This window comes from Streptomyces sp. NPDC037203 (assembly GCF_055605065.1).
Genome location: NZ_JBVJUC010000001.1, coordinates 515755 through 540663, shown reverse-complemented (window position 1 = coordinate 540663; position 24909 = coordinate 515755). Strand labels below are relative to the sequence as shown.

The window sequence follows — 24909 nt, the reverse complement described above, 5'->3', positions numbered from 1 at the left end:
GGCACGCGGCGTGGCCAAGACTTCCGGGCATGGCAACGAACGTTCTCGACACGGCCGCCGCCCCCGGCGCCGGCCGCCGCGCACCATGGAAAGCCCCGGTGGGCGAGCCCCCGTACGCCCGTCCGGCCCTGCTGATCCTCACCGTGCTCGCCGCCGTGCTCTATTCCTGGGGCATCACGCACAGCCAGTACCACACCTTCTACGCCGACGCGGCCCGCAGCATGACGGGCAGCTGGAAGGCGTTCTTCTACGGTTCTTTCGACCCCGCGAATTCCATCACGCTCGACAAAGCACCGGGATTCCTGTGGCCGCAGGCCCTGTCCGCGCGCCTCCTCGGCTTCCACCCCTGGACCCTGACGCTGCCCCAGGTCCTGGAGGGCGTGGCGAGCCTGCTGGTGCTGTACCGACTGGTGCGCCGCTGGGCCGGGACGCACGCGGCGCTGCTCGCCGCCGCCGCGTTCCTGGTGACCCCGGTCGCGGTCGGCCTGTTCCGCACCTCGGTGGAGGACCCGGCGTTCACCCTGTGCCTGCTGCTGGCCGCCGAGGCCACCCAGCGTGCCGCGCACGCGGGCCGGCTGCGCCCGCTGCTGCTGGCCGGGTTCTGGGTGGGCGCCGCCTTCCAGGCCAAGATGCTGGAGGCATGGGCCGTGCTGCCCGCACTCGCCCTGGTGTACCTGGTCTCCGCCCCGCTCGCGCTGCGCCGCAGGATCGCCCACCTCGGCCTGGCCGCCCTGGTGACGACCGCCGTCTCGGCCTCCTGGATGCTCGCGGTGACCCTCGTACCGGCCAAGGACCGCCCGTACGTCGACGGCACCACCAACAACTCCGCGTTCAGCATGGTCGTCGGCTACAACTTCCTGAACCGCTTCGGCTCGCTCGGCATCAGCGCGGCCTCCACCGGGAGCGTGAGCGCGACCCAGGGCGGCGGCCACCGGGGCACCGGGGTGCGGGGCGCGGCCGGGCCGGGGGCCGTACCCGGCACGGCGGACCCGCGCCGGACAACCGGGCGGCAGGGCGCGGGAGCGCAGGGTGTGTCCGGAAGGCGGGGCGCGCAGGCGCAGGGGGCGTCCGGGCGGCGGGGCGCGGGGGCCGGCGCCGGTGCCTCGTCCCTGGCCGCGGCGGGCGGCTTCGGCGGCGGGGAGAACGGCTGGGCGAAGATGTTCGGGACCACCCTCGCCGCCCAGACCGGCTGGTTCTACCCGTTCGCCGCCCTGGCCGTCGCCTGCGGTCTGCTGTGGCGGCGGGGGCGGCCGCGCACCGACGCGTCGCGCGCCGGGTTCCTGCTGTGGGGCACCTGGCTCGCCACGTACTTCCTGGTGTTCAGCGCCGGCAGCGTCGGCCCGCACACCTACTACATGGGCGTGATCGCGGTGCCGCTCGCCGCCCTCACCGGCGCCGGCACGGTGCTGCTGTGGCGCGCCCACCGCTCCGGGGGCCGGCGCGCCTGGGCCCTGCCCGGCGCGGTGGCGGCGACCACGGTGTGGAGCGCCTGCCTCGCCGAACGGTTCGCCGCCTCCTTCCTGCCGTGGCTGGCGCCCGCCGTCGGCGCGCTCGGCTGCACCGCCGTCGTCCTGCTGGCCCTCACCCGGCCCGAACGGCCGCGCACCGGGGGCCGGTTGGCGCTCGCCGGCCTCGCCGCCTCCCTGGCGGCCGTGCTGCTCGCGCCGAGCGCCTGGGCGCTGCAGGTCTTCGACCCGGCGTACGGCACCTCGGGCATGGGCTCGGTGGGCCCGACCACCCCCGACCGGCAGCGCGGCAGGGGCAGTTCGGGGCCGCAGGCCGCCGGTGCGCCCGCCGCCGGCCGTACGAGCGCCGTCCCCGGCTTCGCCGCGCGGGCCGGTATCGCCTCCGACGGCACCCTGACCCCCGACGAGCGCCGCCTCCTCGCCTACACCCGCGCCCACCAGGGCGGCGCCCGCTACGTGTTCGCCACCACCAGCTGGAACGCGGCGTCCCCCTACATCCTGGCGGCCGGCGCCGACGTCCTGCCGCTCGGCGGGTTCAGCGGCAAGGTGCCCTTCCCGGCCGAGGGCGACTTCCAGCGGCTGGTGGCCACCGGGCAGGTGCGGTACGTGCTCGCGGGCGGCCCCGCCGGTCTCGGCCCCCTCGCCGCCGGGACCGGGAACACGGCCGCCGGGCCGACCATGGCGACCCGGATCACCGACTGGGTGGCGGCCACCTGCGCCAGGGTTCCGGCCTCGGCCTACGGCGGCACGGACGCCCCCGCCGCGTCCGGGGCACCCGGACGGACCGACCGGACGCTCTACCGCTGCGGAACGGGCCAGTAGCACGAGCGCGGCAGAGCCGCTCCCGGAGAGCCGCCCGTCACCGCGGGCCGGCGGCGGTCCCGGCCGCCGCCAGGGCCGCGTCCGCCGTGGCGTGCGGCGGCAGCAACCGGGACAGGCCCGTCACCCGCAGCACCCGCAGGGTCAGCGGGTGGGCGCACACCAGGTGCAACTGCCCGCCGCTCCCGAGGACTCGGGCCCGCGCCCGGTAGAGCAGGCGCAGCCCCGAGCAGTCGAAGAACTCCACCGGCCGCAGATCGAGCACGATCCGGCCGCCGGGCCGACCGGTGATCCGGTCCAGGAGCGGGCCGATCTCCGCCGCCGCGACGAGGTCGATCTCGCCCCGGAACTCCAGGACGGTGTGCGCCCGGTATGTGTACACGCGCAGATGCCGGGTGAGGGACACGGGTTCCCGTCGCACCTCGGCATCACCTCCCACCCGCGCCCGGACGTCGGATCTCCGACCGTCAAGTTACCCACGATGGAAGGAATTTGAGCATGTTCGATTGACATATGTCTTCGGATTTGGCGCGTGTCCGCGGGTCGTTCAGTCGACCAGCAGCACCAGCTTCCCCGTGGTGCGCCCGGTCTCCCCCTGTTCGTGCGCCTTCGCGGCGTCGGCCAGCGGGTACGTCCCGGCGATCGTCGCCCTGAGCTTCCCCGACTCCACCAGTTCCGCGATCGACCGCATTCCGCCCCGGTCGGCGTCCACCAGCATCCGTACCGCCCGTACGCCGAGCCGCTCGGCCTCGTCGTACAGTTCGCGGGAGCCCGTCGGCAGGGTCGACACCAGGATGCCGCCGGGCCGCAGCACCCGCAGGGAGTGCAGGGCCGTCTCGCCGCCGATGGTGCCCAGGACGACGTCCATGTCCCGGACCGCCTGGGTGATATCGGTGGAGCGGTAGTCGACCGGCTCGTCCACGCCGATCTCGCGTAGGAAGCCGTGCTTGGCCGCGCTCGCCGTGCCGGTCACGTGCGCGCCGTGCGCCTTGGCGATCTGCACGGCCACATGGCCGACCCCGCCCGCCGCCGCGTGGATCAGCACCCGCTGACCCTGCCGTACGCCGGCCCGCTCGGTCAGCGCCTGCCAGGCGGTCAGCGACACCAGCGGCAGCGCGCCCGCCTGGGTGTGGTCGACCGAGGCCGGTTTGTGCCACAGGGCGCGGGCGGGGGCGATCACGTACTCGGCGTGCGAGCCGTGCCCGAAGGGATAGGGCAGCATGCCGAACACCTCGTCGCCGGGCCGGAACTCGGCCACGCCGACCCCGGTCCCGGCGACCTCCCCGGAGACGTCCCAGCCGAGCACGAACGGGGGCTCGCCGAGGAACCCGCCGGTGGCCCGGTGCTTCCAGTCGGTGGGGTTCACACCGGCGGCGCGCACCCGGACCAGCACCTCGTTCGGCCGCGGCTCGGGCCGTTCCAGCCGTACTTCCCGCAGCACCTCGGGACCGCCGAGGACGTCCTGGCCGATGGCTCGCATGGTAGTCACAGACTCATGATCCCCCAGTCCGCCTCGGCGTGCCCGGCGGCGGACCGGCGCCGGGTACCGACCGCGGCCGGGGCGCGGGTCCGGGCTCGTCCGGGCGCCCTGCGGGGACGCGCCGTCGCACCGCGTGCGTACGCCCGGCCCCGGCCGCCACACTGGAGCGCATCCGCGTCCCGGAGCGCACGCACAGGAGGCCGACCACGATGACCCCGCCCCCCGCCCGCACCGCCGAGCAGCGCAAGAAGGACACCCTGCACCGACTGGACCACGACGAGGACGCCTGGGTGGCCACGGCCGGCCCCGACGGCGGCGCGCCCCACCTGGTGCCGCTGTCCTTCGTCTGGGACGGCGCCCTGCTGCTGCTCGCCACCGCGGCCGACAGCCCCACCGGCCGCAACCTCGTCGACAGCGGCCGGGTCCGGCTCGGCATCGGGTCGACCCGTGACGTCGTCCTCGTGGACGGCAGCGTGCAGGCGGTGACGCCGGAGGAGCTGCCGGAGGAGGACGCCGAGGTCTTCGCCGGCAAGACCGGCTTCGACCCCCGGCGGCTCGCCACCCGCTGTCTGTACTTCCGGGTCGTCCCCGAGCGGATCCAGGCCTGGCGCGAGGCGAACGAACTGCCCGGCCGGGACCTCATGCGCGACGGCCGCTGGCTGCCCGCGGACTGAGACCGGCCGGGGCGGCGCCGTCAGCGCCGACCGCGCTTGCCGCCCTTCGCCGCCTTGCCTTCCCCGCTGTGCTTGTCCTTGTCCGTGTCCTCGGCCACCGGCCACACCCCCGTGGAGCGGGCGATGGCCTTGGCGCCGGTGCGGTCCACGGCGCTGCGCACCACCGCGAAGATCGCGCCCTGGATGGCGGCGGCCAGCAGGATGTCGCGCATCCGGCGGTCCTCGTCCAGGGCGCTGGGTGCGTCGTCCTCGTGCCGTATCGCCTTCCACGCCTGCTTGAACGCGAGGCTGGCGACCGCGCCGCTCGCCCAGCTGAGCACGAAACCGATCGGCTGGTAGACGAAGGGGAGCTTGTTCTTCTTCGACTTGGACATGGGTGACTCCTTCCTCGTCAGTGCGTTCTCATACCGCGCGGCCCGCGGGCGCCACCTCTTCGCCCGGCGGCACTGGGCCCGGCGGCGTCCCGTCGCCGAACGGGCGGCCGCCCAGCTCCTCGCGGTGGTGCGGACTCAGCCAGGACGCGAGATCCGGGCCGAGCGGCACGATGCCGGTCGGGTTGATCCCGCTGTGCACCTGGTAGTAGTGCCGCTTGATGTGGTCGAAGTCGACCGTGTCCCCGAACCCCGGCGTCTGGAACAGGTCGCGGGCGTACGCCCACAACACCGGGTCCTCCGCCAGCTTCCAGCGGTTGCACTTGAAGTGGCCGTGGTAGACGGGGTCGAACCGGACCAGCGTGGTGAACAGCCGGATGTCCGCTTCCGTGAGGGTGTCACCGACCAGATACCGCTGTCCGGCCAGCCGTTCGGCGATCGTTTCCAGCCGCCGGAAGACGCCCGCGCACGCCTCCTCGTACTCCTTCTGGTGGGTGGCGAACCCGGCCCGGTACACGCCGTTGTTGACGTCCTCGTACACCTCGGCCATCACCGTGTCGATCTCGTCCCGCCGGGCCGCCGGATACAGGGCGGGGGCGCCCTCGCGGTGCAGGTCCGTCCACTCGGTGGCGAGGTCCAGGGTGAGCTGCTGGTAGTCGTTGGTCACCAGCTTCCCGCTCTCCACGTCCACCACGGCGGGCACGCTCACGCCGCCCGGATAGCCGGTCTCCCGGCGGTCGTACGCCTCGCTGAGGTAGCGGATGCCGAGCACCGGGTCCCGGCCGTCCGGGTCCAGGGTGAACCGCCAGCTGCGGTCGTCCTGGATCGGGTCGGCGACCGCCATCGGCAGCGCCTTCTCCAGCCCCAGCAGCCGGCGGGAGATCACCGCCCGGCTCGCCCAGGGGCATGCGCGCGACACCACCAGCCGGTAGCGCCCCGCCGCCACCGGCCAGCCGTCCCGCCCGTCCGCCGTGATCCGGTCCCGGAAATGGCTGCGCGACCGGCTGAACGTCCGGTGGCCGTAGGCGCGGTTGCCGTCACCGCCCATGTCTCCTCCTCGCCGCCGGGCCCCGAAAGCTCGCCGCCGGGCCCCGGCGCACCGACTTCTCCGTCGCAGCACCGACTTCCCCGTTTCCGGGCGCCCGCACGGTGTGATTCCCCCGCCTCCGGGCAGTCGGGCCCCGTGAGCGGAACATCATCGAAGCGACAGGAGCACCAGGCCGCCCCGGCGGCCACCACCCCCGCCGACGGGCCCACCGAGAGCCGTCTGAAGGCCCGCGCCCGGCGCACACGGGCCACCGACCGCCGTACCCGCGTCACCGTCCTCGTCGCCCTCGGCGCCAATCTGCTGATCGCCGCCGCCAAGGCCGCCGGCGGTGCCCTCTCGGGCTCACCCGCGCTGCTGTCGGAGGCCGCGCACTCGGTCGCCGACGCCTTCAACGAGGTGTTCCTGCTGGCCGCCCTGCGGCGCAGCCGCCGCCCCGCCGACGCACGGCATCCCTTCGGCTACGGCAAGGAGCGCTTCTTCTGGTCCCTGCTCGCCGCCGTCGGGATCTTCGTGATGGGCGGCTGCTTCTCCTTCTTCCAGGGCGTCGAGGCGCTGCGCGAAGGCACACAGGAGACGAGCCGCGGCTATGTGGCGGGCCTGATCGTGCTGGGCGTGGCGCTGCTCGCCGAGGGCGGCTCGCTGCTGCGGGCGCTGCACCAGGTGCGCCGCCGGGGCGGCCGGGCGGCGCTGCGCGATCCGGCGCTGCGCACGGTGGTCGCCGAGGACGGCACGGCCGTGCTCGGCGTGCTGCTGGCGATCGCCGGGATGGCCCTGCACCTGGTCACCGGGCAGGTCGCCTGGGAGGCGTCCGCCTCGCTCGCCATCGGGGTCCTGCTGGTCTACGTCGCCTACCGGCTGGGCCGCGAGGCCCGCGACCAGCTCATCGGGCAGTCCGCCGACCCGGAGCTGAGCGGCCGTATCCGCGCGCTGCTGCGGGCGCAGCCGGAGATCGACAGCGTGGAGGCGCTGTTCACCATGAAACTGGGCCTCGACTCCACCCTGGTGGCCGCCCGCATCGACCTCGCGCCGGGCCTGGACAGCGAACGCGTCGAGGAGGTCGCCGACCGCGTCAAGCGCTCGCTGGCCGCGATGTTCCCGGCCGCCGACCAGATCTTCCTCGACGTCACCGACGGCCGCGACGGCGAGGCACGACAGAGCCCCGCCGCGACGGGGGAACGCGGCGGGGCCTGACGCCACGACTGCCCGCCCGGAAGGCGGTTCACACCTTCCGGGCGGGGAATTCTCCGGCGGGCGGGGCCGGGCGGACCGGTCAGCTGCCCTCGACCGGCTCCAGCACGAACACCGGGATCTCCCGGTCGGTCTTGCGCTGGTACTCCGCGTACGGCGGGAACGCGGCGACCGCCCGCTCCCACCACTCGGCCTTCTCGGCTCCGGTGACCTCACGCGCCCGCATGTCCTGTTTGACCGGGCCGTCCTGGAGCTCGACGTGCGGATCGGCCTTGATGTTGAAATACCACACCGGATGCTTGGGCGCGCCGCCCTGCGAGGCGACCACCGCGTACCTGCCGTCGTGCGCCACCCGCATCAGCGGCGTCTTGCGGATCTTCCCGCTTTTCGCGCCGCGGGTCGTCAGGATGATGACCGGCAGCCCCGTGTCCCGCAGGGTGTTCCCCTTGGTCCCGCCGGAACTCTCGTACAACTCCACCTGATCGCGCACCCACTGCTCCGGGCTCGGCTCGTACTCACCATCGAGAGGCATGGATCCGTCCCCTTCGTCGTTCCCGCGCATGCGCGCGCACCGGTTCTCGGTGCCGGCGCCCGCATGCCTCGTCCGTACGGTGCTTCCCCGCACCGCAGCGATCATTACCCCGGAGGTCATCGCGTCACCCTCACCGCCCTTGGCACAGTGGGCTCCGTCCGAGACCGGCACCGACTCCAGGGAGCGCCCGCCATGACGTACGACCCCGCCGCCGCCACCCGCGCCACGGTCCGTGAACTGCTCGCCAGGATCGGCGCGGGCGCCCCGGAGCGGATCGCCGAGCTGTACGCCGAGGACTGCGACTGGCGGCTGAACTGGCCGGAGGAGGAGCACGGCCGCCCGCAGACCCCGTGGATCCGGCACCGCGCCACCCGCGCCGACGCCGCCGACCACTTCCGGGAGCTGGCCGCCCACCACGTCCCGGAGAAGGCGGACACCGCCGTGGAACGCGTCCTGACCGACGGCGAGGACGCGGTCGTCCTCGGCGTCATACGGCAGACGGCCGCACCGACCGGCCGCTCCTACACCGCCCGGTTCGCCCTGCACCTCACCGTCCGCGACGGCTTCGTGGTGCGCCACCACGTGTACGAGGACAGCCTCGCCGTGGCCCGCGCCTTCGCCCCGTAGGGGAGCGCCGGGACGCGCTGAGCGGCGGTTGCGCCGTCTGGCCGGAAACGGACCTCCGTACCTTCGCGATCCGGACGGATCGGGGGGATCCTTGAAGTGGCCGAACTTGCCATCGACCCATAGGTGCCTGAGGCATCTAATGAAGATCGGCACGCTGCACCTCTTCGTCTGCGAGGTCTTTCCATGACGGAACTGACGGACATCACCGGCCCGGCGACCCCGGCCGACCCCGTCGCCTTCCCGCAGGACCGCACCTGTCCCTACCACCCGCCGACCGGATACGCGCCGCTGCGCGAGCAGCGGCCCCTGGCCCGCGTCACCCTGTACGACGGCCGCGAGGTCTGGATGGTCACCGGCCACGCCATCGCCCGCGCCCTGCTCGCCGACCCCCGGCTGTCCAGCGACCGGCGCCGCGCCGAGTTCCCTTCGGTCTCCCCCCGCTTCGAGGGGGTCCGCGACCGCCGGGTGGCCCTGCTCGGCCAGGACGACCCCGAGCACCAGCGGCAGCGGCGGATGATGATCCCGTCGTTCACCCTCAAACGCGCCGGCGGGCTGCGGCCCGGCATCCAGCGGATCGTGGACGGGCTGCTGGACGCCATGATCGAACAGGGCCCGCCCGCCGAGCTGGTCTCCGCCTTCGCGCTGCCCGTGCCGTCGATGGTGATCTGCGATCTGCTCGGTGTGCCCTACGCCGACCACGAGTTCTTCGAGGAGCAGTCCCGACGGCTGCTGCGCGGCCCCACCGCCGAGGACAGCCAGGGCGCCCGCGACCGGCTGGAGGAGTATCTCGGCGGCCTCGTCGACGCCAAGGCCCGCCAGAGCGAGCCCGGCGACGGCGTCCTCGACGACCTCGTCCACCAGCAGCTCGCCCAGGGCACCCTGGAGCGCGCCGACCTCGTCTCGCTCGCGGTGATCCTGCTGGTCGCGGGCCATGAGACCACCGCCAACATGATCTCCCTCGGCACCTTCACACTGCTCCAGAACCCCGGCCGGCTGGCCGAGCTGCGCGCCGATCCGGCGCTGCTGCCCGCGGCCGTCGAGGAGCTGATGCGGATGCTGTCCATCGCCGACGGGCTGGCGCGGGTGGCACTGGAGGACATCGAGATCGGGGGCACCACCATCCGGGCCGGCGAGGGCGTCTTCTTCTCGACCTCGGTGATCAACCGGGATCCGGGCCAGTACGCGGACCCCGACGTCCTGGACTTCCACCGGCCCACCCGGCACCACGTGGCGTTCGGCTTCGGCATCCACCAGTGCCTGGGCCAGAACCTGGCCCGCGCGGAGCTGGAGATCGCCCTCGGCACGCTGCTCGCCCGGCTGCCGGGCCTGAAACTGGCGGCACCCGCCGAGGAGATCCCGTTCAAACCCGGCGACACGATCCAGGGGATGCTGGAACTCCCCGTGACCTGGTAAGAGGCTCAGCTCATGCACATCGAGATCGACAAGGACGTCTGTATCGGCGCCGGCCAGTGCGCGCTGACCGCACCGGGCGTGTTCACCCAGGACGACGACGGGTTCAGCATGCTGATCCCCGGCCGCGAGGACGGCGCGGGCGATCCGAACGTCCGCGAGGCGGCCCGTGCGTGCCCGGTGAGCGCGATCACCGTGACGGACACCGCCCCGGCGGAGGCACAGGCGGAGTAGAGCCTCTCGTTCGGATCATGCCGGGCGCGCGGGGTCCGGCACCGCGCGCCTCGAGCGGCCGGTGAGCCGCGCGAGCAGAGCGGCGGCGTCCCCGGACCGGCCGTCGTACCGACCGGGGCGCCTCGCGCCGTAGCGACCGGGGCACCTCGCGCCGGACCGGCCATGCCGGAGCCGCCGGTGGTCCGGGGAACGGCGGCCCGGTGGTGTGGCTGCCGCTCCGGCCGGCCGGGGCGGCGAGCTGGGCCCCGGCCTGCCCGGATCGCCGCGACCGGCCCGTTCCGGCGACTCACTTGGCGTGCATGCTCTGCGCCATCCGTACCAGTTCGTCACTCTCCGCCGCGTCGATCTCGACGTCCAGGACCGTGCAGACACGCGCCAGCAGGAAGTAGAAGCCCGCGAGGACCAGGGTCTCGACGATCTGCTCCTCGGAGTAGTGGGCGCTGACGGCCGCGTACCGGGCGTCGTCCACGACCGGCGAGGCGGCTGCCGCGGCGGCGAAGCTCACCAGCGCCCGCTGGGCCGGGGTGAAGACGTCGGCGTCGTAGCGGCGGGCGCGCAGGGCCGCGCGCTGGTCGTCCGTGACACCCGCGGCCCGTGAGATGGGCACGTGCTGCGCCCACTCGTACTCGGCCTCGAAGACGGTGCCGTAGGTGAGGATGAGCAGTTCGCGGTCGACCGCGTCGAGGCTGGCGTCGGCGAACAGCGCGGCGCCCAGCCGGGCGATCTGCGTGACCGACCGGGGTGCGTGCCCGAGCGTCCGGTACACGTTGATGACGCGCCCCTGACTGAGCGAGCGCAGGGATTCGGGCAGGGCCTCGGTGTCGAGGCAGGGGATCCGGGCCATCAGGTCTCTCCTTGGGGCGGGAAGGGCCGGGGCGGGCCGCGCGGTGGGTGTCAGGACGTGCGGTCGTCGAGCCAGCGGGGCTGCGACGAGCCGCGGGGGACCAGCAGCGGGCCGCGCCAGGCGGGCGGCGTTTCGCTCAGCGTCACCGGCGGTGCCACCAGGGAGAGTTCGCCGAGCGGGGTCGTCCGGGTGAGGCGCCGGGGTGCCGGCAGCGGTGCCTCGGGCAGCAGCCGCTCGGCCTGCTCGCGTGTGAACGTGCCCAGTTGGTAGGCCCAGTTGGAGACGCCGGCCAGGGAGACCCGGACCCGGTAGCTGCCGCCCTCGTCGGCGCGGCGCAGGACCGCGCTCATGACCCCGGCGGCGACGAGATAGGCGGCCAGGTAGTCGTTGAGCATGCGGCCGGGCGGCAACTGCGGACGCCCGTCCTGCCGTTCGCTCCAGTTGACCCCGGTCAGAGCCTGCGCGTGCTGGTCGAAACCGCCCCGCTCCTGCCAGGGGCCGCTGTGGCCGTAGGCGCGCACGGAGACATGGATGAGACCGGGGGAGAGCTCGGCGCACTCCTCGGGGCCGAGCCCCAGCCGGGCCATCTTGGCGGCCCGGTGGTTGTGCACGAACACGTCCGCGGTGCGCAGCAGTTCCTCGAAGGTGCGCCGGCCGTCGGCGCCGGGGCCCAGGGCGAGCCGGGCCGAGCGCAGACCGACACCGGTCTCGTTCCAGCACAGGTCGTGGTCGAAGGCGTTCGGTTCGCACACGTGCAGCACGTCCGCGCCCTGCTCGGCGAGGACCCGGCCGGCCGCGGTGCCCGCGAAGACGTGGGTGAACTGGAGGGAGCGCAGGCCGGACAGCGGCTGGGCGCCGGCCGGCAGCGGACGCGGCGGGGCGTCGCCCACGCGCTCGACGGCCACCAGTGGCTCGTCCAGCACGGCCTGGCCCTGCGGATGGGCGAGGAACTCCTCCCGGCTGCGCACGATCGCGAGGGGCACGCCGCGGGCGGCCGCCTCCTCCTCCAGGTCCCAGGAGACCCGGTTCGCGACGGCGGCGCCGATGTGCTCGCGGGTGTGCGCCGTGCCGAGCATGTCGAGGAAGGCGTCGCGGGTGCTCGGATAGCAGGCGATCGGGATGGCCCAGCGGTCGTCCGCCGTGCGGTAGAGGTCCCACAGCGCGGGGGCGAGACCACCGCCGAGCCCGAGCACGCTGCCCATGTTGGAGCCGTAGCCGTTCAGCGTGTTGCCGCCGCCGAGATAGGGCGTGAGCTGGTGCACCGCCTGGGCGAGGTCAAGCCCGAGGCGCTGCGGGCGGCCCGTCGCGCGCTGCCAGATCTGCGCCGCGCCGACGGCGGCGGACAGCAGGGCGATGCCCATGGCCGAGCCCAGCCGGATGGTCGACGGCACCAGCGGATCCCGTCCGCGCACGACGAGTTCGCTGACGGCGTCGTCACGCGACAGGCCGAGCGGCTTCAGAGTCCTGTCTAATTCACCGATCAGATCGAATTCATTTTCTTCCATGCCGGAAACATAGCACCGACAGGATGGGCGTAAACCGGTCGGCCGCTATCATCAGCCGGCTATCAGTTCACTATCAGGAAGGGCTGGTTCGGTTGCTCTGAAGCAGTCGATTCGTAGAGAGGCGGTGACGTGGATGTCGCATGATTTTCCCGCCGTGGAGGAGCTCGATCACCTGCCGGAGCACGAGCGCCGGGAACTCATCGAGGACCTGGTGGTGGCGGAGTTCAAGAGCGCTCTTTTCATGACCGACCGTGAGGAGTTCGCCCTGGACGTGGGCTTCTTCGACCTGGGACTCACCTCGCTGCGGCTGAGCGAGGTGAAGCTTTCGCTGGAGCGGAAACTGGGGCGGGAGATTTCGACGGCCGCCCTTTTCGGCCATCCGACCGCCGGTCAGTTGATCGACCATCTTTGCGCCTGATCTTTTTCCTGACCGGAGGGAATAAATGTCGGACACATCGAATCCCGAGGCGGCCGAGCTGGCCGCCGTACGCGCCGAACTGCGGCGCAAAGAGGAAGCGCTCGCCGCCAGTGCGGAAGCGCTCGCCGCGCTGGAACGCGAGAAATACGAACCCATCGCCATCGTGGGCATGGGGCTGCGTATTCCGGGCGGGAACGACGACGTCGACACCTTCGCCGACTTCCTGCGCGAGGGCCGCTCGGGCATCGGGCCGCTGCCGGCCGGGGAGCGCCGCCAGATGGCCCCGGACGACACGGCGGACGGCGACCGGCCGCGCGGCGGTTTCGTCCGCGACGTCGACCGCTTCGACGCCGCCTTCTTCTCGATCTCCCCCAAGGAAGCCCCCTACATCGACCCCCAGCAGCGGCTGGCCCTGCAGACCGCCTGGGAGGCGCTGGAGCACGCGGGCATCGACCCCACCTCGCTGCGGCACGGCGTCACCGGCGTGTTCATGGGCGTCACCACCCTCGACTACATCTTCGAGTCCACCGACCTCGCCCCCGCCGACCTCGACGGCTACCTCGCGCCCGGACTGAGCCACAGCGCCGTCTCGGGCCGGATGTCGTTCTTCCTCGGGCTGCGCGGACCGTGCATGACCGTCGACACCACCTGCTCCTCGTCGCTGACGGCCACCCATCTCGCCGTGCAGGCCCTGCGCGGCGGCGAATGCTCGATCGCGCTCAGCGGCGGCGTCAACGTCATCCACAACGCGCAGAACCACACCATCCTGAAGCTGGGCGGGGTGCTGTCCGCCGACGCGCAGTGCAAGACCTTCGACGAACGGGCCGACGGCTACGCCCGCGCCGAGGGCTGCGGAGTGCTGGTCCTCAAGCGGCTCTCCGACGCGCTGCGCGACGGCGACACCGTGCACGCCCTGATCCGGGGCTCCGCGGTCGGCCAGGACGGTGAGAGCGCGGGCCTCGTGGCCCCCAACGGCGCCGCCCAGGAGCAGGTCATGCGCTCCGCGCTGGCCCGCTGCCGCCTCACCCCCGGCGACATCCACTACGTCGAGGCCCACGGCACGGGCACGGCGCTCGGCGACCCCACCGAGATGGACGCCATCAGCGACGTGTTCGCGAAGTCCCACAACAAGGAACGGCCGTTGCTGGTGGGCTCGTTGAAGACCAACATCGGGCACATGGAGGGCGCGGCCGGGGCCGGCTCGCTCATCAAGGCGGTGCTCCAGCTGCGGGAGCGCACGGTCTTCCCGCACCTGAACCTCGTCACTCCCTCCCGGCGCATCGCCTGGGACGAGGCCCCCGTCGCCGTGCCGACCGAGTGCCGCCCCTGGCCCGGGTCCGGCCCCGGCCGCGCGATGGTCAACGGGTTCGGGGTGACGGGCACCATCGCCTCCGTCATCCTGGAGGAGGCACCGCCCGCGCCCGCCGGGGAAGCCCCCGCCGACGCCCGCCCGAGCGCCGTGCTCACCCTGTCCGCCAAGAGCCGCGCCTCGCTGCGCCGGCTCGCCGAACGCTATCTCGACCACCTGGAGCGCCACCCCGAGACCCCGCTCGCGGACCTGTGCCGCACCTCCAACACGGGCCGCGCGCACTTCCGTTACCGGATCGCCGAGGTGGTGGGCGACCGGGCCGACGCCGTACGGGCCCTGGGCCGGCGGGTGGAGTCCCTGGCCGCGGGCAGTACCCGCGGCGGCGGCTCGGCAAGCGCCCCGAAGGTGGCGTTCCTCTTCTCCGGCACCGGCACCCAGTACCCCGGCATGGGCGCCGCGCTCTACCGGCAGTACCCGGCCTTCCGCGCCGCGCTGGACGAGTGCGACGCCATCCTCACCCCGCTGCTCGGTGTCCCCCTCGGCGCGCTGATCCGCGGTGAGTGCGCGCGCCCCGAGCGCATCCACGAACCCCGTTACCTCCAGCCCGCGTTGTTCAGCCTCGAATACGCCATGGCCCGGCTCTGGCTGTCCTGGGGCGTGCGCCCCTCGGTGCTGATGGGCCACAGCCTGGGCGAGTTCGCCGCCGCCGCCGTCGCCGGACTGTTCTCCCTGGAGGACGGCGCCCGGCTGGTGGCCGCCCGCGGCCGGCTGAGCGAGGCGGTGCGCAGCGACGGCGGCATGGCCGCGGTCGGCGCGCCCGCCGCCGAGATCGCCCCGCTGGTCGAGGACTACCCGGATCTCACCATCGGCGCCGTCAACGGCCCCGGCCAGTGCCTGCTCACCGGCGGCAGCGAGTCGCTGGCGGACGCGGGCCGCAGGCTGGCCGAACGCGGAGTGAAATTCACCCCGTTGAAGGGCGCCGTGCCGTACCACTCGCCGCTGATGGCCCGGATCGTGGACGAGTTCCGCGAGGTGCTCGGGGGCGTCGAGTTCCGCACACCGGGCATGGCCCTGGTGTCCAATGTGACCGGACGCGTGGCCCGCGGCCGGCAGATGGCGGACCCGGAGTACTGGATCAGGCACCTGCTCGAACCGGTTCAGTTCGAGGCCGGTGTCCAGGCGGTGGACCAGCGCGGGCGGCACGTCTTCGTGGAGATCGGCCCGTCCGGCGCGCTCACCGCGCTGGCCAGGACCTCGGCCGTCGACGCCGACCACGTCTGGCTGAGCAGCACCTTCCGCGACGACCGCGACGGCGACATGATCCGCCGCTCCCTGGCCAAGGCGTACGAGGCGGGCGTGCCCGTCTCCTGGACCGGCTACCACGAGGGCGCCCCGAGCCGCCGGATCCCGCTGCCGTCGTACCCCTTCGACGGCAAGCGGTACTGGCTGCCCACCCCGCAGCGCCGCGCCGCCGAGGCCGCCTGGCAGGCGGAGCGGACCGGCACGGAACAGGGCGCGAACGCCGGCCTGTTCTACGAGCAGCACTGGGTACCCCAGATCCTGCCGGACACCCGCCGGGAAGGCCGGCGGGTCCTCGTCGCCGGGGACACGGACCGGCTGCCGCGCGGGCTCGCCGAGGCGGCCGCCGCGCAGGGCGTCACCCTCGACGTCGTACCCGGTCACGCGGACCTCGCCGGGGCGCTGGCCAGCGAGCCGCCCACCGACGTGTGCTGGCTGTGGCGCGCCCACACCGGCGCGGAGCCGGGCGCGGCGCGGCTGCGCGCCGAGTCCGAGGCCAACTACCGCGATCTCCTTGCGGTGCTGGAGACCCTGGCCGCCTCGGGCTTCGGCCGGGGCCAGCGGCTGTGGCTGGTCACCGAGGGCGCACAGCACCTGCCCGGCGACAAGAGCACCGAACCGGCCGCCGCGGCCACCCTGTGGGGCTTCGGCCGCGCCCTGGGCGCGGAGTTCCCCGGCTACCGGGTGACCCTGGTCGACCTGGAGCCCGGAGGCGACGGCGGCCCCGGTCTGGTGGGGGAGTGGTCGGCCGCCGGGGAGAGCGAACTGGAGATCGTCCACCGCGACGGCGGGCGCTGGGTACGACGGCTGCGCACGGCCGACCCCGTGCCCGCCGACTCCCGCCCCCTCACGGTCCGTTCCGACCGCACCTATGTGGTGGCCGGTGCCACGGGCATGGTCGGACGGGCCCTCGCCCGCCGCCTCGTCGCCCTCGGCGCCCGCCATCTGGCCCTGCTGAGCCGCACCGGCGGCCCCGCCCCGGACTTCGGCGACGGCGTCACGGTCCAGGTCCATGCCTGCGACCTCGGCTCCGCGCCGGACGTGACCCGCGTCCTGGCCGGGCTCGCCGCCACCGCGCCCCCGGTGGGCGGTGTCGTGCACGCCGCCCAGGAGGCCGCGCGGGACCTGCCGCTGGCCCAGCAGACCTGGGAGAACCTGGACGCCACCTTCCAGGCGAAGGTCTACGGCGCCTGGCTGCTGCACGAGGCCACCGCCGGCCTGCCCGAGCTGGACTTCTTCCTCGGCTGCTCCACGGCCGGTGCCCTGTTCGGCGCCGCCACCCAGACCGGCGCCGGCGCGGGCGCCGCCTTCCTCGACCATCTGATGGCCCAGCGCGCCGGTGCCGGACTGCCCGCCACCGCCGTCAACTGGGGCCCGTGGGCGCCGCGGGAGCCGGGCCGGCAGCTCAGCTCCTCCCTGGTGCGCAGCTGGGAGGGCCAGGGCATCACGCTCCTGGAGGAGGACGAGGCCACCGACGCGCTGCCCGCGCTGCTGGACGCCGGACGCGCCCAGGTCCTCATGGGCCGCTGCGACTGGAAGCGCTTCGTCGCCCGCAGGGCGCCGAGCGCGCTGTTCGCGGAGCTGGTCCCGGACGGCCCCGCGGACGGCGTGCCGACCGGTGTCGACGCCCTGTCCGAGGCGCCGGGGGCCGCCCGTTCGGCCGGGATCAACGCGATCGTGCGGGCCCGGCTCGCGGACGTCCTGCGCTTCGAGTCGGCCGACGACATCGAGCCCGACGCCGAACTGGCCGCCCTGGGCATGGACTCGCTCAACGCGGTCGAGATCCGCAACGCGCTGGAGGCGGCCTTCCGGATCACCCTGCCCGCGTCGGTCACCTTCGACCGGCCCGGCGTGGACCTGCTCAGCGCATACATCGACGAACTGCTGTCCGGTGCCCGGGCGCCGGAGCACGAGGCGGGAACGGGAGCACACCGATGACCACAGCGACGCGACCGCGCACCCTGGGGGAAGTGATCGCCCTCCAGGCCGACCTCCGGCCCGATCAGCCGGCCGTCCTGTGCGCCGGACGGGCGCTCACCTACCGGGAGCTGGACCGGGAGAGCGCGCGCACGGCCGAGGTGCTGCGCGCGGCCGGGGTCGTACCCGGCTCGCGGGTGGGCTACCTCGGCAAGGAGGCCGTCGAGTACTGGGAGCTGGCCTTCGCCTGCGCACGGACGGGCGCGGTCCTGGTCCCCGTCAACTGGCGGCTGACCCCGCAGGAGGTGGACCACATCCTGCGGGACTCCACCACCGAGGTGCTGCTCGTGGACGAGGAGCACCTGCGGGTGGCCACCGAGGTCCGCGAGGGGCTGCCCACGCTGCGCACCCTGCTGTGCCTGGACGCCGACGCGGCGGGTGCCGAGTCCCTGGCCGCCCGCAAGGACGCGGTGTCCGCCACCGGGGAGCAGGCACCGGCGGACGGCGAGACCCCCGTCGTACAGATCTACACCAGCGGCACCAGCGGGCTGCCCAAGGGCGTCGTCCTGCCGCACCGTAGCTTCTTCAACGTCGCCGAGGCGATGGACGACAACGGCCTCGACTGGCTCGACTGGAAGCCCGGCGACCGCAGCCTGATCGGTCTGCCGGGCTTCCACATCGGGGGCCTCTCCTACGCGATGCAGGCGTTCAACGCCGGTGCCACCGTGGTCTCGCTGCCCGCCTTCATCAGCTCCGACGCGGTGCGCGTGATCGAGGAGGAGAAGGTCACCACCGGCATCGTGGCGCCCGCCATGCTGGAGCTGATGCTTCTCGAACCGGCCGCCGCCAGGGGCGCCCTCGGCTCGCTGCGCAAGCTCGTCTACGGCGGCTCGCCGATCGGCGAGGACCTGCTGAGCCGGGCGATCGACATCATGGACTGCGACTTCCTCCAGATCTACGGCAGCAGCGAGACCGGCAACTTCGCCGTCTGCCTGCCGCCCGCCGACCACGTCCCCGGCAGTCCGCGGCTGCGCGCGGCGGGCCGCCCCTATCCGGGGATCGAGGTGCGCATCGAGGACCCCGAGGGCCGGGTGCTTCCCGCCGGGCAGGTCGGCGAGGTCTGCGTCCGCACCCCCGCCCGGATGCTCGGCTACTGGCGGCTGCCCGAGGCCACCGAGCGCACCGTGGTGGACGGCTGGGTGCACATGGGGGACGCAGGCTACCTCGACGAGGACGGCTACCTCTACGTCCGCGACCGCGTCAACGACATGATCATCGTCGCGGGCGAGAACGTGTACCCGAAGGAGATCGAGGACGCCCTCGCCCAGCACCCCGCCGTGGCCGGAGCCGCCGTGGTGGGCCTGCCGCACGAGCGCTGGGGCGAGTCCGTGCACGCACGGGTGGTCCTGGAACCGGGCCGGCAGGCGGGACCCAGGGACCTGCACCTCTTCCTGCGCGGCCGGCTGGCCGACTTCAAGATGCCCACGTCGTACGACTTCGCCGACGCCCTGCCCCGCAACCCCAGCGGCAAAGTGCTGCGCCGGGCGGTACGCGACGAACTCGCCACCGCGCGGGACTGATCGCGACCCCTCCCGTACGACGCCGGCCCGCCCCCTTGCCGAGGGGGCGGGCCGGCGCCGGTGACCCGGTCGCTGTGCGCCCGGACGCCTTCCGCCCCGGACGGGACTCCGTCCGGGGCGGAAGGCGTGCGGGAAGGTGCGGACCAGGGTCAGCCGTGGAGGTGGCGGCGCAGGTAGGCGTGCCAGGTCTGTTCGAAGGTCCGGGTGAGGGCCGACTGGGGGGCGAACACGTCCCACGAGTGGTAGGCGTGGGCGTAGACGTGCAGGTCGACCGGGACGCCGGCGGCGATCAGGCGCTGCGCGAAGGCGATGTTCTCGTCGCGGAAGACGTCGAGCTGGGCGACGGCGATGAAGGTGTCCGGCAGACCGGCGACATCCGTGGCGCGGCCGGGAGCGCAGTACGGGTGCACGTCCGGCGCTCCCGCCCGCTCACCCAGCACCGCGGCCCAGGCGTACAGGTTCTCCCGGCGGTCCCACACGCCGAGGTCCACGATCTCGTGGCTGGACGGGGTCTCGTTGCGGTCGTCCAGCATCGGGTAGTTGAGCGACAGCAGCCGCGGGCGGCGCTCACCGCGGTCGCGGACCATGAGCGCGGTGGCCGTGGCGACCGCCCCGCCGCCGCTGGCCCCCGCGAGCCCGATCCGGTCCGGGTCGATCCCGTGCCCGGCGGCGTGCGCGGCGAGATACGTGTACGCCAGGTGGCCGTCCTCGGCCGCGCCCGGTGCCGGGGTGCCCGGCGCCAGCCGGTAGTCGACCGCGGCCAGTACGACGTCGAGCCGCAGGGCCAGGTCGGCGGCGTACGCGCGGGCGGTGCGGTCGTGGGCGCTGCCGAGGACCTGTCCGCCGGCGTGGAAATACACCAGCGCCGGCCGGGCCCGGCCGGCGTCGCCGGGGTGGAACAGCAGCACGTCGAGCAGGCTCCCGTCCGCGCGCGCGAGGTGCAGCGTCTCGGTCTTGACGCGCGGGTCCGCGTCCGGCGCGGGAAGCCACTCCTCGGCCGCCGCCACCCGCGCGCGGCACGCGGGGATGTCGGAGAGGTCCAGCAGGGCGCCGTTCGGGGCCTTGGGCAGGGCGGCCAGCGCGGCGGCGAGTTCGGGGTCGATGTCGTAGGCCATGGTCTGTTTCCTTCCCGGAAGCGGAACGAGGGGAGGTCGCCCGAGGCGGGGAACGCGGCCGGACCGGCGACACCGGCGACACCGGCGACACCGGCGACACCGGCGTGCGGCGGCCGTGAACGCCGTGCGGCACCGGGGCGTTGCCGCCGCTCGGGAACGCCGAGCGCGACGCGGCCGCGGTGCCGCCCGGAGCCCCGTCCGGTCCCGCCGGGAGCGGAACGGGAGGCGTCTAGCGGGTGTAGTCCCGCGGCTCGAAGACGGCGGTGCGCTCCCGGTACGCCTCGATGCTGGCGGGCCAGTTGTTGACCACACGCCCGTCGCCCGTCTTGTACCAGCTTCCGCAGCCGGCGGCGAAGGCGGTGCCCGCGAGGTCCCGCTGGAGCTCCTCGTTGTAGCGCCGCTGCACCTCGGGCGCGACGTCCAGGGTGCGCGCCGGGTCGCCGTCGAGGGAGCCGAGCGCCTTGAGGACGTAGTCGATCTGACACTCCACCATGAACAGGATCGAGTGGTGGCCCAGGTTGGTGTTCGGGCCGTACAGCATGAACATGTTGGGGAAGCCGCTGACCGACACGCCGAGATACGCCTCCGGGCCCTCCTTCCACGCCTCGCGCAGCGTCAGCAGGTTCCGGCCGACGATCTCCGCCCCGCCGGTGCGGTCGAGCGGCTGGAAGCCGGTGGCGTGCACGATCACGTCGACCTCGTGCAGCCGTCCGTCCGCGGTCCTGATGCCCTCCGGCTCGATCCGCGTGATCGGCTCGCAGACCAGGTCGACGTTCTCGCGGGAGACCGCCGGGTAGTAGTCGTCGCTGATCAGCACCCGCTTGCAGCCGAAGGCGTAGTCGGGGGTGAGCCGGTCGCGCAGCCGCTCGTCGGCGACCTGCGCGGCCAGGTGCTCCCGCGCCACCCGCAGGAACTCGTCGCGCACCGGGTTGCCGTCGTCGCGCAGGCCGACGGCCCAGCCGTCGCGCTCGCGGTAGAGGCCCTCGCGCAGCGCGGCGTAGCGGTCCGGCCGGGCGAGCAGTTCGGCACGCTCGTCGTCGCTCAGCGCCTGGTCCTGCCGCGGCAGCAGGTAGTTGGCGGACCGCTGGAACACCGTCAGCCGCTCGGTGTCCGCGGCGATGGCGGGCACCAGCTGGACGGCGCTGGCCGCGCTGCCGATGCAGGCGACCCGCTTGCCCGTCAGGTCCAGGTCCTCGGGCCAGCGGGCCGTGTGCACCTGGGTGCCGGTGAAGCGCTCCGCCCCCTCGATGCCCGCCCAGGCCGGCAGGTTGAGCTGGCCCCACGCGGTGATCAGCACACGGGCCCGCACCTGTTCGCCGCGGGCGGTGCGCAGCAGCCACCGGCCCTCCTCGTCGGACCAGGTGGCGTGGGTGACCTCGGTGCCGCAGCGGATGTGCTCCGTCAGGCCCTGGCTCTCGGCGAACCGTTCGAGGTTGTGCAGGATCTCCGGCTGCCCGGCGTAGGTGCGGCTCCAGTCGGGCTGTTCGCCGAAGGAGTACCAGTACAGATGGGACTGCACGTCGCAGGCCGCGCCGGGATACGTGTTGTCGCGCCAGGTCCCGCCGATCGAGGCGGCCTTCTCCAGCACCGTGAACGCCTGCCGGCCGGCCTCCTTGAGACGGGCGGCCATGCCGAGGCCCGACATCCCGGCGCCGATGATGACGATCTCGAAGTCCTCGTCCATAGTCATCCCCTTCGTAGTGCCTCTTCCGCGCTCCACCCTGACCAGGTGCGCTGATCGACGGCTGAAGAATGACTGATGAACCGGCAAGAAAATTTGCTCGAAGGAATTGCAATAGAAAAGGATGCAGAAAAGTAACCCTCGCCGACTCGGGAAAGGAAGGCACCTGGAAAGGCTTTGACAGCGCTCTCCGGTCTTCTGTCGGCTTTCTGTGCGGGGTATGCGCGGGGAATAGTCTGGCGCGGCGCGCTGACACGGAGCTGACGCGGCGCCGACTTCCCGGATCCGACCACCGGGGGAATGCGGAACGAGGCTGCGGCAGCACGCCCCCGGCGGTTTTCCGGGCGTACTGCCGCAGCCTCGTCGCGTCGGTACCGCGGCGCTCGGGCGCCGCCGCTAGGCGGGTACGGCGGCGTCCAGCGAGGGTGCCTGGTTGAGGATCTGCTGGAGCCGCTGGCGCAGCTTGAGCGAGGGCTCCATGCCCAGCTCGCTCGCCAGCCGGTGCCGCGTGCTGTTGTAGGTCTCCACCGCCTCGGCCTGCCGCCCGGTCCGGTACAGGGCCAGCATGAGCATCTCCGTCAGCCGCTCCCGCCAGGGGTGGATGGTGCGCATGCGCTTGAGCTCACTGATGCTGTGCACCGGGTCCGCCAGCTGGATCTCCAGCCACAGCTTGTCCTCCACCGCGCACAGCTGCTCCTCCTCCAGCGCCAGCGCCACGCTCTGCGACATGGGCCCCTGGGCGACGTCCTGGAAGGGCGCGCCGCGCCACAGTGCCAGCGCCTCGCCGAGCAGGCGGTGTGCCTGCTCGGGGGCGTGCCGGGCGCAGGTGCGGGCCTGGCCGACCAGCCGCCGGAAGGCCGCCGCGTCCGTCTCCTCGCCGCCCAGCTCCAGCACGTACCCCGACGAGCGCGTGAGCAGCTCGGGCGCCCGCCCGTCCGGTCCCGCCAGTTGCTGGAGGGTCCGGCGTAACCGGTAGACGTGGGCCTGGAGCGAGTTCTCGAAGGTGGGCGGGGGGTTCTCCCCCCACAGCTCGGTGTACAGCTGCTCGGCGGCCAGCGGCCGGCCGGGGCTCACCAGCAGCGCCGCCAGCAGGGTGCGTTGCCGGTTGCCGCCGACGGTGTGCGTACGGCCGCCGGTGCGCACCTCCAGGGGGCCGAGGAACGCGCACATCGGACGGGTCTGGACTTCGCTGTGCTCCGAAGGCCGGGAAGGCAGTCTCTGTTCGTTGTTCGGATGTGTGTCCTCGAACTGCGAATAGCTGATCACTTTGTCCTCCTGCCGTGCCGTACGCGGTTCCTTTAATTGACTCCAGTAATCTTCGCAACCGCAAGTATCGACAAGGAGATGCCGTCACTTCCAAGCCAGTGCGTGTCCAATGCAACAATGCTGATTTCTGCCGGTGATGTAGGGGTGAATGGGTTCAAAATGGACATCTGGATTGCGCGTTCCTTACGCCAGGCTGCCGATTATCGAGCCCAGCCACGGCCGGTTAAGATACCGAACGGGCGGATTTCCCATCGCCGCGCTCTCTTTCATCACACGATCAGGAACCTGTCAGGTGCGGTTGCTTGGATCGCGGGTACCGCCGACCGCGACCAGAGAAAGAGGTGCCCGATGGGGGCCGTCCGTGAGCCGCTGCGCGTGGGGGTCCTGTTGCCGACCCGCGAGCAGGCGATCCTCGGCGAGCACAGCGCCTCCTCCCTGCTGGACTTCGCACGGCGCGCCGAGCAGCTCGGCTTCGACTCCCTGTGGACCGGCGACTCGCTCACCGCGCGCCCGCGGCTCGACCCCCTGGTGGTGCTGTCCGCGGTGGGCGCGGTGACCCGCCGGGTACTGCTGGGCACCGCGGCCATGGCGCCGGCGCTGCGGCACCCGCTCACCGCCGCGAGCATGGTCAGCAGCCTGGACCACGTCAGCTCCGGCCGGCTCGTCCTCGGGGTCGGGTCCGGCTTCCCGGTGCCGGACACCGACGGGGAACCGGCCGGCGCGGGCGACCCGGCGGCCGTCCGGGCCGGCACCCTCGACGAGGTCACCGCCCTGTGGCGGACGGCCTGGAGCAGTACCCGGCCCGGCGCGCCCAACCACTTCTCGGGCCGGCACTGGCAGGCGGAGGGCCTGGACCGGCTGATCTGCCCGGCCGCCCCCGACGGGCCCCCGCTGTGGCTCGCCACCGGCGCCGACAGCGCCCGCGCGCTCGAACGGGCGGCCCGGCTCTACGACGGCTGGCTGTCCTCCCGCACCTCGGCCGAGTCCTACGCCGGTGCCCGGCGCCGCCTGGAGGACCTCTGCCGGCGCGCGGGACGCCGGGCCGGCGCGGTGACCCCGGCCCTGTACCTGACGGTCACGGTCGGCCCGGACGAGCGGCGCGCCAGGGTCGAGCTGGACGACTACCTCGAACACTGCTACGGGCGCGCCCTGGAGCAGATGTCGGCCCTGCGCGCCTATGCCTGGGGTCCCAGCGAGCACTGCGCCCAGCGCCTCGCGGACTACGTGCGGGCGGGCGCCCGGCACATCCTGCTGCGCATCGGATCGCTGCGGCCGGAGACACACCTGCGGGAGATCGCGGACGTCCTCGTGTCCACGGCCCGCCAGACAGATCAGGAGAGCACATGAGCGCCACCGGCAGCACCCGGCGTGCCCGCTGGTTCACCACCGCCGGGGCCGATCCCCACGCCGACCACCAGGTGTTCCTGTTCCCGCACGCCGGCGGCACCGCCCCGGCCTACCAGGCGTGGGCCGCCACCCTGCCCTCCACGATGGACGTGCGCACCCTGCAACTGCCCGGTCGGCAGGAGAGGTTGGGCGAGGAGCCGTTCGCCGACCTGGCCCCGCTGCTGGACGCGCTCCTGGAGGTCTTCGAGGCCGAACTGGACGGCAGGCCCTATCTTCTGTTCGGCCACAGCTTCGGGGCACTGCTCGCCTACCGGCTGTCCGTGGCCGCCGTGTGGAACGGACTGCCGGCCCCCGCGCTCCTCGCCGCCTCGGCCTGGGCCCCGGCTCTGGAACCGGCCGCCGAACTGGACCGGGTCGCCACCATGTCGGACGCCGAACTCCTCGACCGGGTCGGCCAGTTGGGGCTGATGCCGGAGGGTGCGACGCTCGACCCGGCCACCCTCGCCTCGATCATGCCCGCGCTGCGCGCCGACTTCCTGGCCGCGGGCAGCCTGCGCGAGGACGGCGAACCGGCGCCCTGCCCGGTCGCGGCCTACTGCGGCACCGCCGACCCCATCGTGGCACCCGGCGCCATGGCCGCCTGGGCGGACCACTCGGCCGACTTCCTCGGCGCGACCGAGTTCCCCGGTGGGCACTTCTACCTCTTCGAGCACACCGCGGCCCTCCAGCACAGCCTGGACCGCCATCTGCGCCGCCTGTCCGCCCGGATCTGACGACCG

General features: G+C 73.3%; 21 protein-coding genes. 11 read left to right on the top strand and 10 right to left on the bottom strand.

Annotated elements, in window-relative coordinates; all coding sequences use genetic code 11:
- The first annotated feature begins 29 nt into the window (after window positions 1-29).
- Window positions 30-2288, top strand: a complete 2259-nt coding sequence (locus ACZ7EC_RS02255; protein WP_471056584.1) for an ArnT family glycosyltransferase — start codon at window positions 30-32, stop codon at window positions 2286-2288.
- Between the two features lie 37 nt (window positions 2289-2325).
- Here ACZ7EC_RS02255 and ACZ7EC_RS02250 read toward each other — a convergent pair whose 3' ends face one another.
- Both ACZ7EC_RS02250 and ACZ7EC_RS02245 read right to left on the bottom strand, forming a co-directional pair.
- Window positions 2326-2706: an anti-sigma factor antagonist gene (locus ACZ7EC_RS02250; protein ID WP_471056581.1), complete on the bottom strand. Its 381-nt coding sequence runs from the start codon at window positions 2704-2706 to the stop codon at window positions 2326-2328.
- Window positions 2707-2832: 126 nt separating this feature from the next.
- Window positions 2833-3765, bottom strand: a complete 933-nt coding sequence (locus ACZ7EC_RS02245) for an NADP-dependent oxidoreductase (RefSeq protein ID WP_471057811.1) — start codon at window positions 3763-3765, stop codon at window positions 2833-2835.
- Between the two features lie 209 nt (window positions 3766-3974).
- Between ACZ7EC_RS02245 and ACZ7EC_RS02240 the strand changes: the two genes are divergently transcribed.
- Window positions 3975-4439: a pyridoxamine 5'-phosphate oxidase family protein gene (locus ACZ7EC_RS02240; RefSeq protein ID WP_471056578.1), complete on the top strand. Its 465-nt coding sequence runs from the start codon at window positions 3975-3977 to the stop codon at window positions 4437-4439.
- A gap of 20 nt (window positions 4440-4459) precedes the next feature.
- On the opposite strand, the gene ACZ7EC_RS02235 is transcribed toward ACZ7EC_RS02240, so the two are convergent.
- Both ACZ7EC_RS02235 and ACZ7EC_RS02230 read right to left on the bottom strand, forming a co-directional pair.
- Window positions 4460-4813 (bottom strand): DUF4235 domain-containing protein, encoded by a 354-nt coding sequence (locus ACZ7EC_RS02235; protein ID WP_471056575.1) that lies wholly within the window; start codon window positions 4811-4813, stop codon window positions 4460-4462.
- A gap of 28 nt (window positions 4814-4841) precedes the next feature.
- A complete protein-coding gene (locus tag ACZ7EC_RS02230) occupies window positions 4842-5858 on the bottom strand; it encodes a glutathione S-transferase family protein (RefSeq protein ID WP_471056572.1) in 1017 nt (338 codons plus the stop codon).
- 135 nt (window positions 5859-5993) lie between these two features.
- On the opposite strand from ACZ7EC_RS02230, the gene ACZ7EC_RS02225 reads away from it, so the two are divergent.
- Window positions 5994-7049 (top strand): cation diffusion facilitator family transporter, encoded by a 1056-nt coding sequence (locus ACZ7EC_RS02225; protein WP_471056569.1) that lies wholly within the window; start codon window positions 5994-5996, stop codon window positions 7047-7049.
- 79 nt (window positions 7050-7128) lie between these two features.
- On the opposite strand, the gene ACZ7EC_RS02220 is transcribed toward ACZ7EC_RS02225, so the two are convergent.
- Window positions 7129-7578, bottom strand: coding sequence for a nitroreductase family deazaflavin-dependent oxidoreductase (locus tag ACZ7EC_RS02220; RefSeq protein ID WP_471056566.1), 450 nt, complete (start codon window positions 7576-7578; stop codon window positions 7129-7131).
- A 192-nt stretch (window positions 7579-7770) separates the two neighbouring features.
- On the opposite strand from ACZ7EC_RS02220, the gene ACZ7EC_RS02215 reads away from it, so the two are divergent.
- From ACZ7EC_RS02215 to ACZ7EC_RS02205, 3 genes are all read left to right on the top strand, one after another.
- On the top strand, window positions 7771-8205 hold the full coding sequence (locus ACZ7EC_RS02215) for a nuclear transport factor 2 family protein (protein ID WP_471056563.1): 435 nt from the start codon (window positions 7771-7773) through the stop codon (window positions 8203-8205).
- A gap of 183 nt (window positions 8206-8388) precedes the next feature.
- Complete coding sequence (locus ACZ7EC_RS02210) at window positions 8389-9618, top strand: cytochrome P450 (RefSeq protein ID WP_471056560.1); 1230 nt, start codon at window positions 8389-8391, stop codon at window positions 9616-9618.
- 12 nt (window positions 9619-9630) lie between these two features.
- On the top strand, window positions 9631-9849 hold the full coding sequence (locus ACZ7EC_RS02205; protein WP_471056557.1) for a ferredoxin: 219 nt from the start codon (window positions 9631-9633) through the stop codon (window positions 9847-9849).
- A 286-nt stretch (window positions 9850-10135) separates the two neighbouring features.
- On the opposite strand, the gene ACZ7EC_RS02200 is transcribed toward ACZ7EC_RS02205, so the two are convergent.
- The gene (locus tag ACZ7EC_RS02200) at window positions 10136-10693 is read right to left on the bottom strand and encodes a carboxymuconolactone decarboxylase family protein (RefSeq protein ID WP_471056554.1); all 558 of its coding nucleotides are present in this window, start codon (window positions 10691-10693) and stop codon (window positions 10136-10138) included.
- Between the two features lie 50 nt (window positions 10694-10743).
- Entirely contained in the window at window positions 10744-12198 is a 1455-nt protein-coding gene (locus tag ACZ7EC_RS02195; protein WP_471056551.1) for a CoA transferase, read from the bottom strand.
- A 154-nt stretch (window positions 12199-12352) separates the two neighbouring features.
- Between ACZ7EC_RS02195 and ACZ7EC_RS02190 the strand changes: the two genes are divergently transcribed.
- Genes ACZ7EC_RS02190 through ACZ7EC_RS02180 form a run of 3 tightly spaced genes read left to right on the top strand, consistent with a single transcriptional unit; the run spans window position 12353 to window position 18721 of the window.
- Window positions 12353-12616, top strand: coding sequence for an acyl carrier protein (locus tag ACZ7EC_RS02190; protein ID WP_397982547.1), 264 nt, complete (start codon window positions 12353-12355; stop codon window positions 12614-12616).
- A gap of 25 nt (window positions 12617-12641) precedes the next feature.
- Window positions 12642-17162: a type I polyketide synthase gene (locus tag ACZ7EC_RS02185; RefSeq protein WP_471056547.1), complete on the top strand. Its 4521-nt coding sequence runs from the start codon at window positions 12642-12644 to the stop codon at window positions 17160-17162.
- The gene (locus ACZ7EC_RS02180) at window positions 17159-18721 is read left to right on the top strand and encodes a long-chain-fatty-acid--CoA ligase (RefSeq protein ID WP_471056544.1); all 1563 of its coding nucleotides are present in this window, start codon (window positions 17159-17161) and stop codon (window positions 18719-18721) included. Before ACZ7EC_RS02185 ends, ACZ7EC_RS02180 begins: the two co-directional genes overlap by 4 nt.
- 149 nt (window positions 18722-18870) lie before the next feature.
- Here ACZ7EC_RS02180 and ACZ7EC_RS02175 read toward each other — a convergent pair whose 3' ends face one another.
- The 3 genes from ACZ7EC_RS02175 to ACZ7EC_RS02165 all read right to left on the bottom strand — a co-directional run bounded on the left by ACZ7EC_RS02175 (window position 18871) and on the right by ACZ7EC_RS02165 (window position 22783).
- Window positions 18871-19836: an alpha/beta hydrolase gene (locus tag ACZ7EC_RS02175; protein WP_471056541.1), complete on the bottom strand. Its 966-nt coding sequence runs from the start codon at window positions 19834-19836 to the stop codon at window positions 18871-18873.
- Between the two features lie 229 nt (window positions 19837-20065).
- Window positions 20066-21520, bottom strand: a complete 1455-nt coding sequence (locus ACZ7EC_RS02170) for a flavin-containing monooxygenase (protein WP_471056538.1) — start codon at window positions 21518-21520, stop codon at window positions 20066-20068.
- Window positions 21521-21913: 393 nt separating this feature from the next.
- Window positions 21914-22783 (bottom strand): AfsR/SARP family transcriptional regulator, encoded by an 870-nt coding sequence (locus tag ACZ7EC_RS02165; protein ID WP_471056535.1) that lies wholly within the window; start codon window positions 22781-22783, stop codon window positions 21914-21916.
- A 348-nt stretch (window positions 22784-23131) separates the two neighbouring features.
- Here ACZ7EC_RS02165 and ACZ7EC_RS02160 point away from each other — a divergent pair, with 348 nt between their 5' ends.
- Together ACZ7EC_RS02160 and ACZ7EC_RS02155 are read left to right on the top strand one after the other, a co-directional pair.
- Window positions 23132-24130 carry an LLM class flavin-dependent oxidoreductase gene (locus tag ACZ7EC_RS02160; protein WP_471056531.1) on the top strand — a complete coding sequence of 333 codons (999 nt, stop codon included), beginning with the start codon at window positions 23132-23134 and terminating at the stop codon, window positions 24128-24130.
- A complete protein-coding gene (locus ACZ7EC_RS02155; RefSeq protein ID WP_471056528.1) occupies window positions 24127-24903 on the top strand; it encodes a thioesterase II family protein in 777 nt (258 codons plus the stop codon). The genes ACZ7EC_RS02160 and ACZ7EC_RS02155 overlap by 4 nt, the downstream gene beginning before the upstream one ends.
- Window positions 24904-24909: the final 6 nt, after the last annotated feature.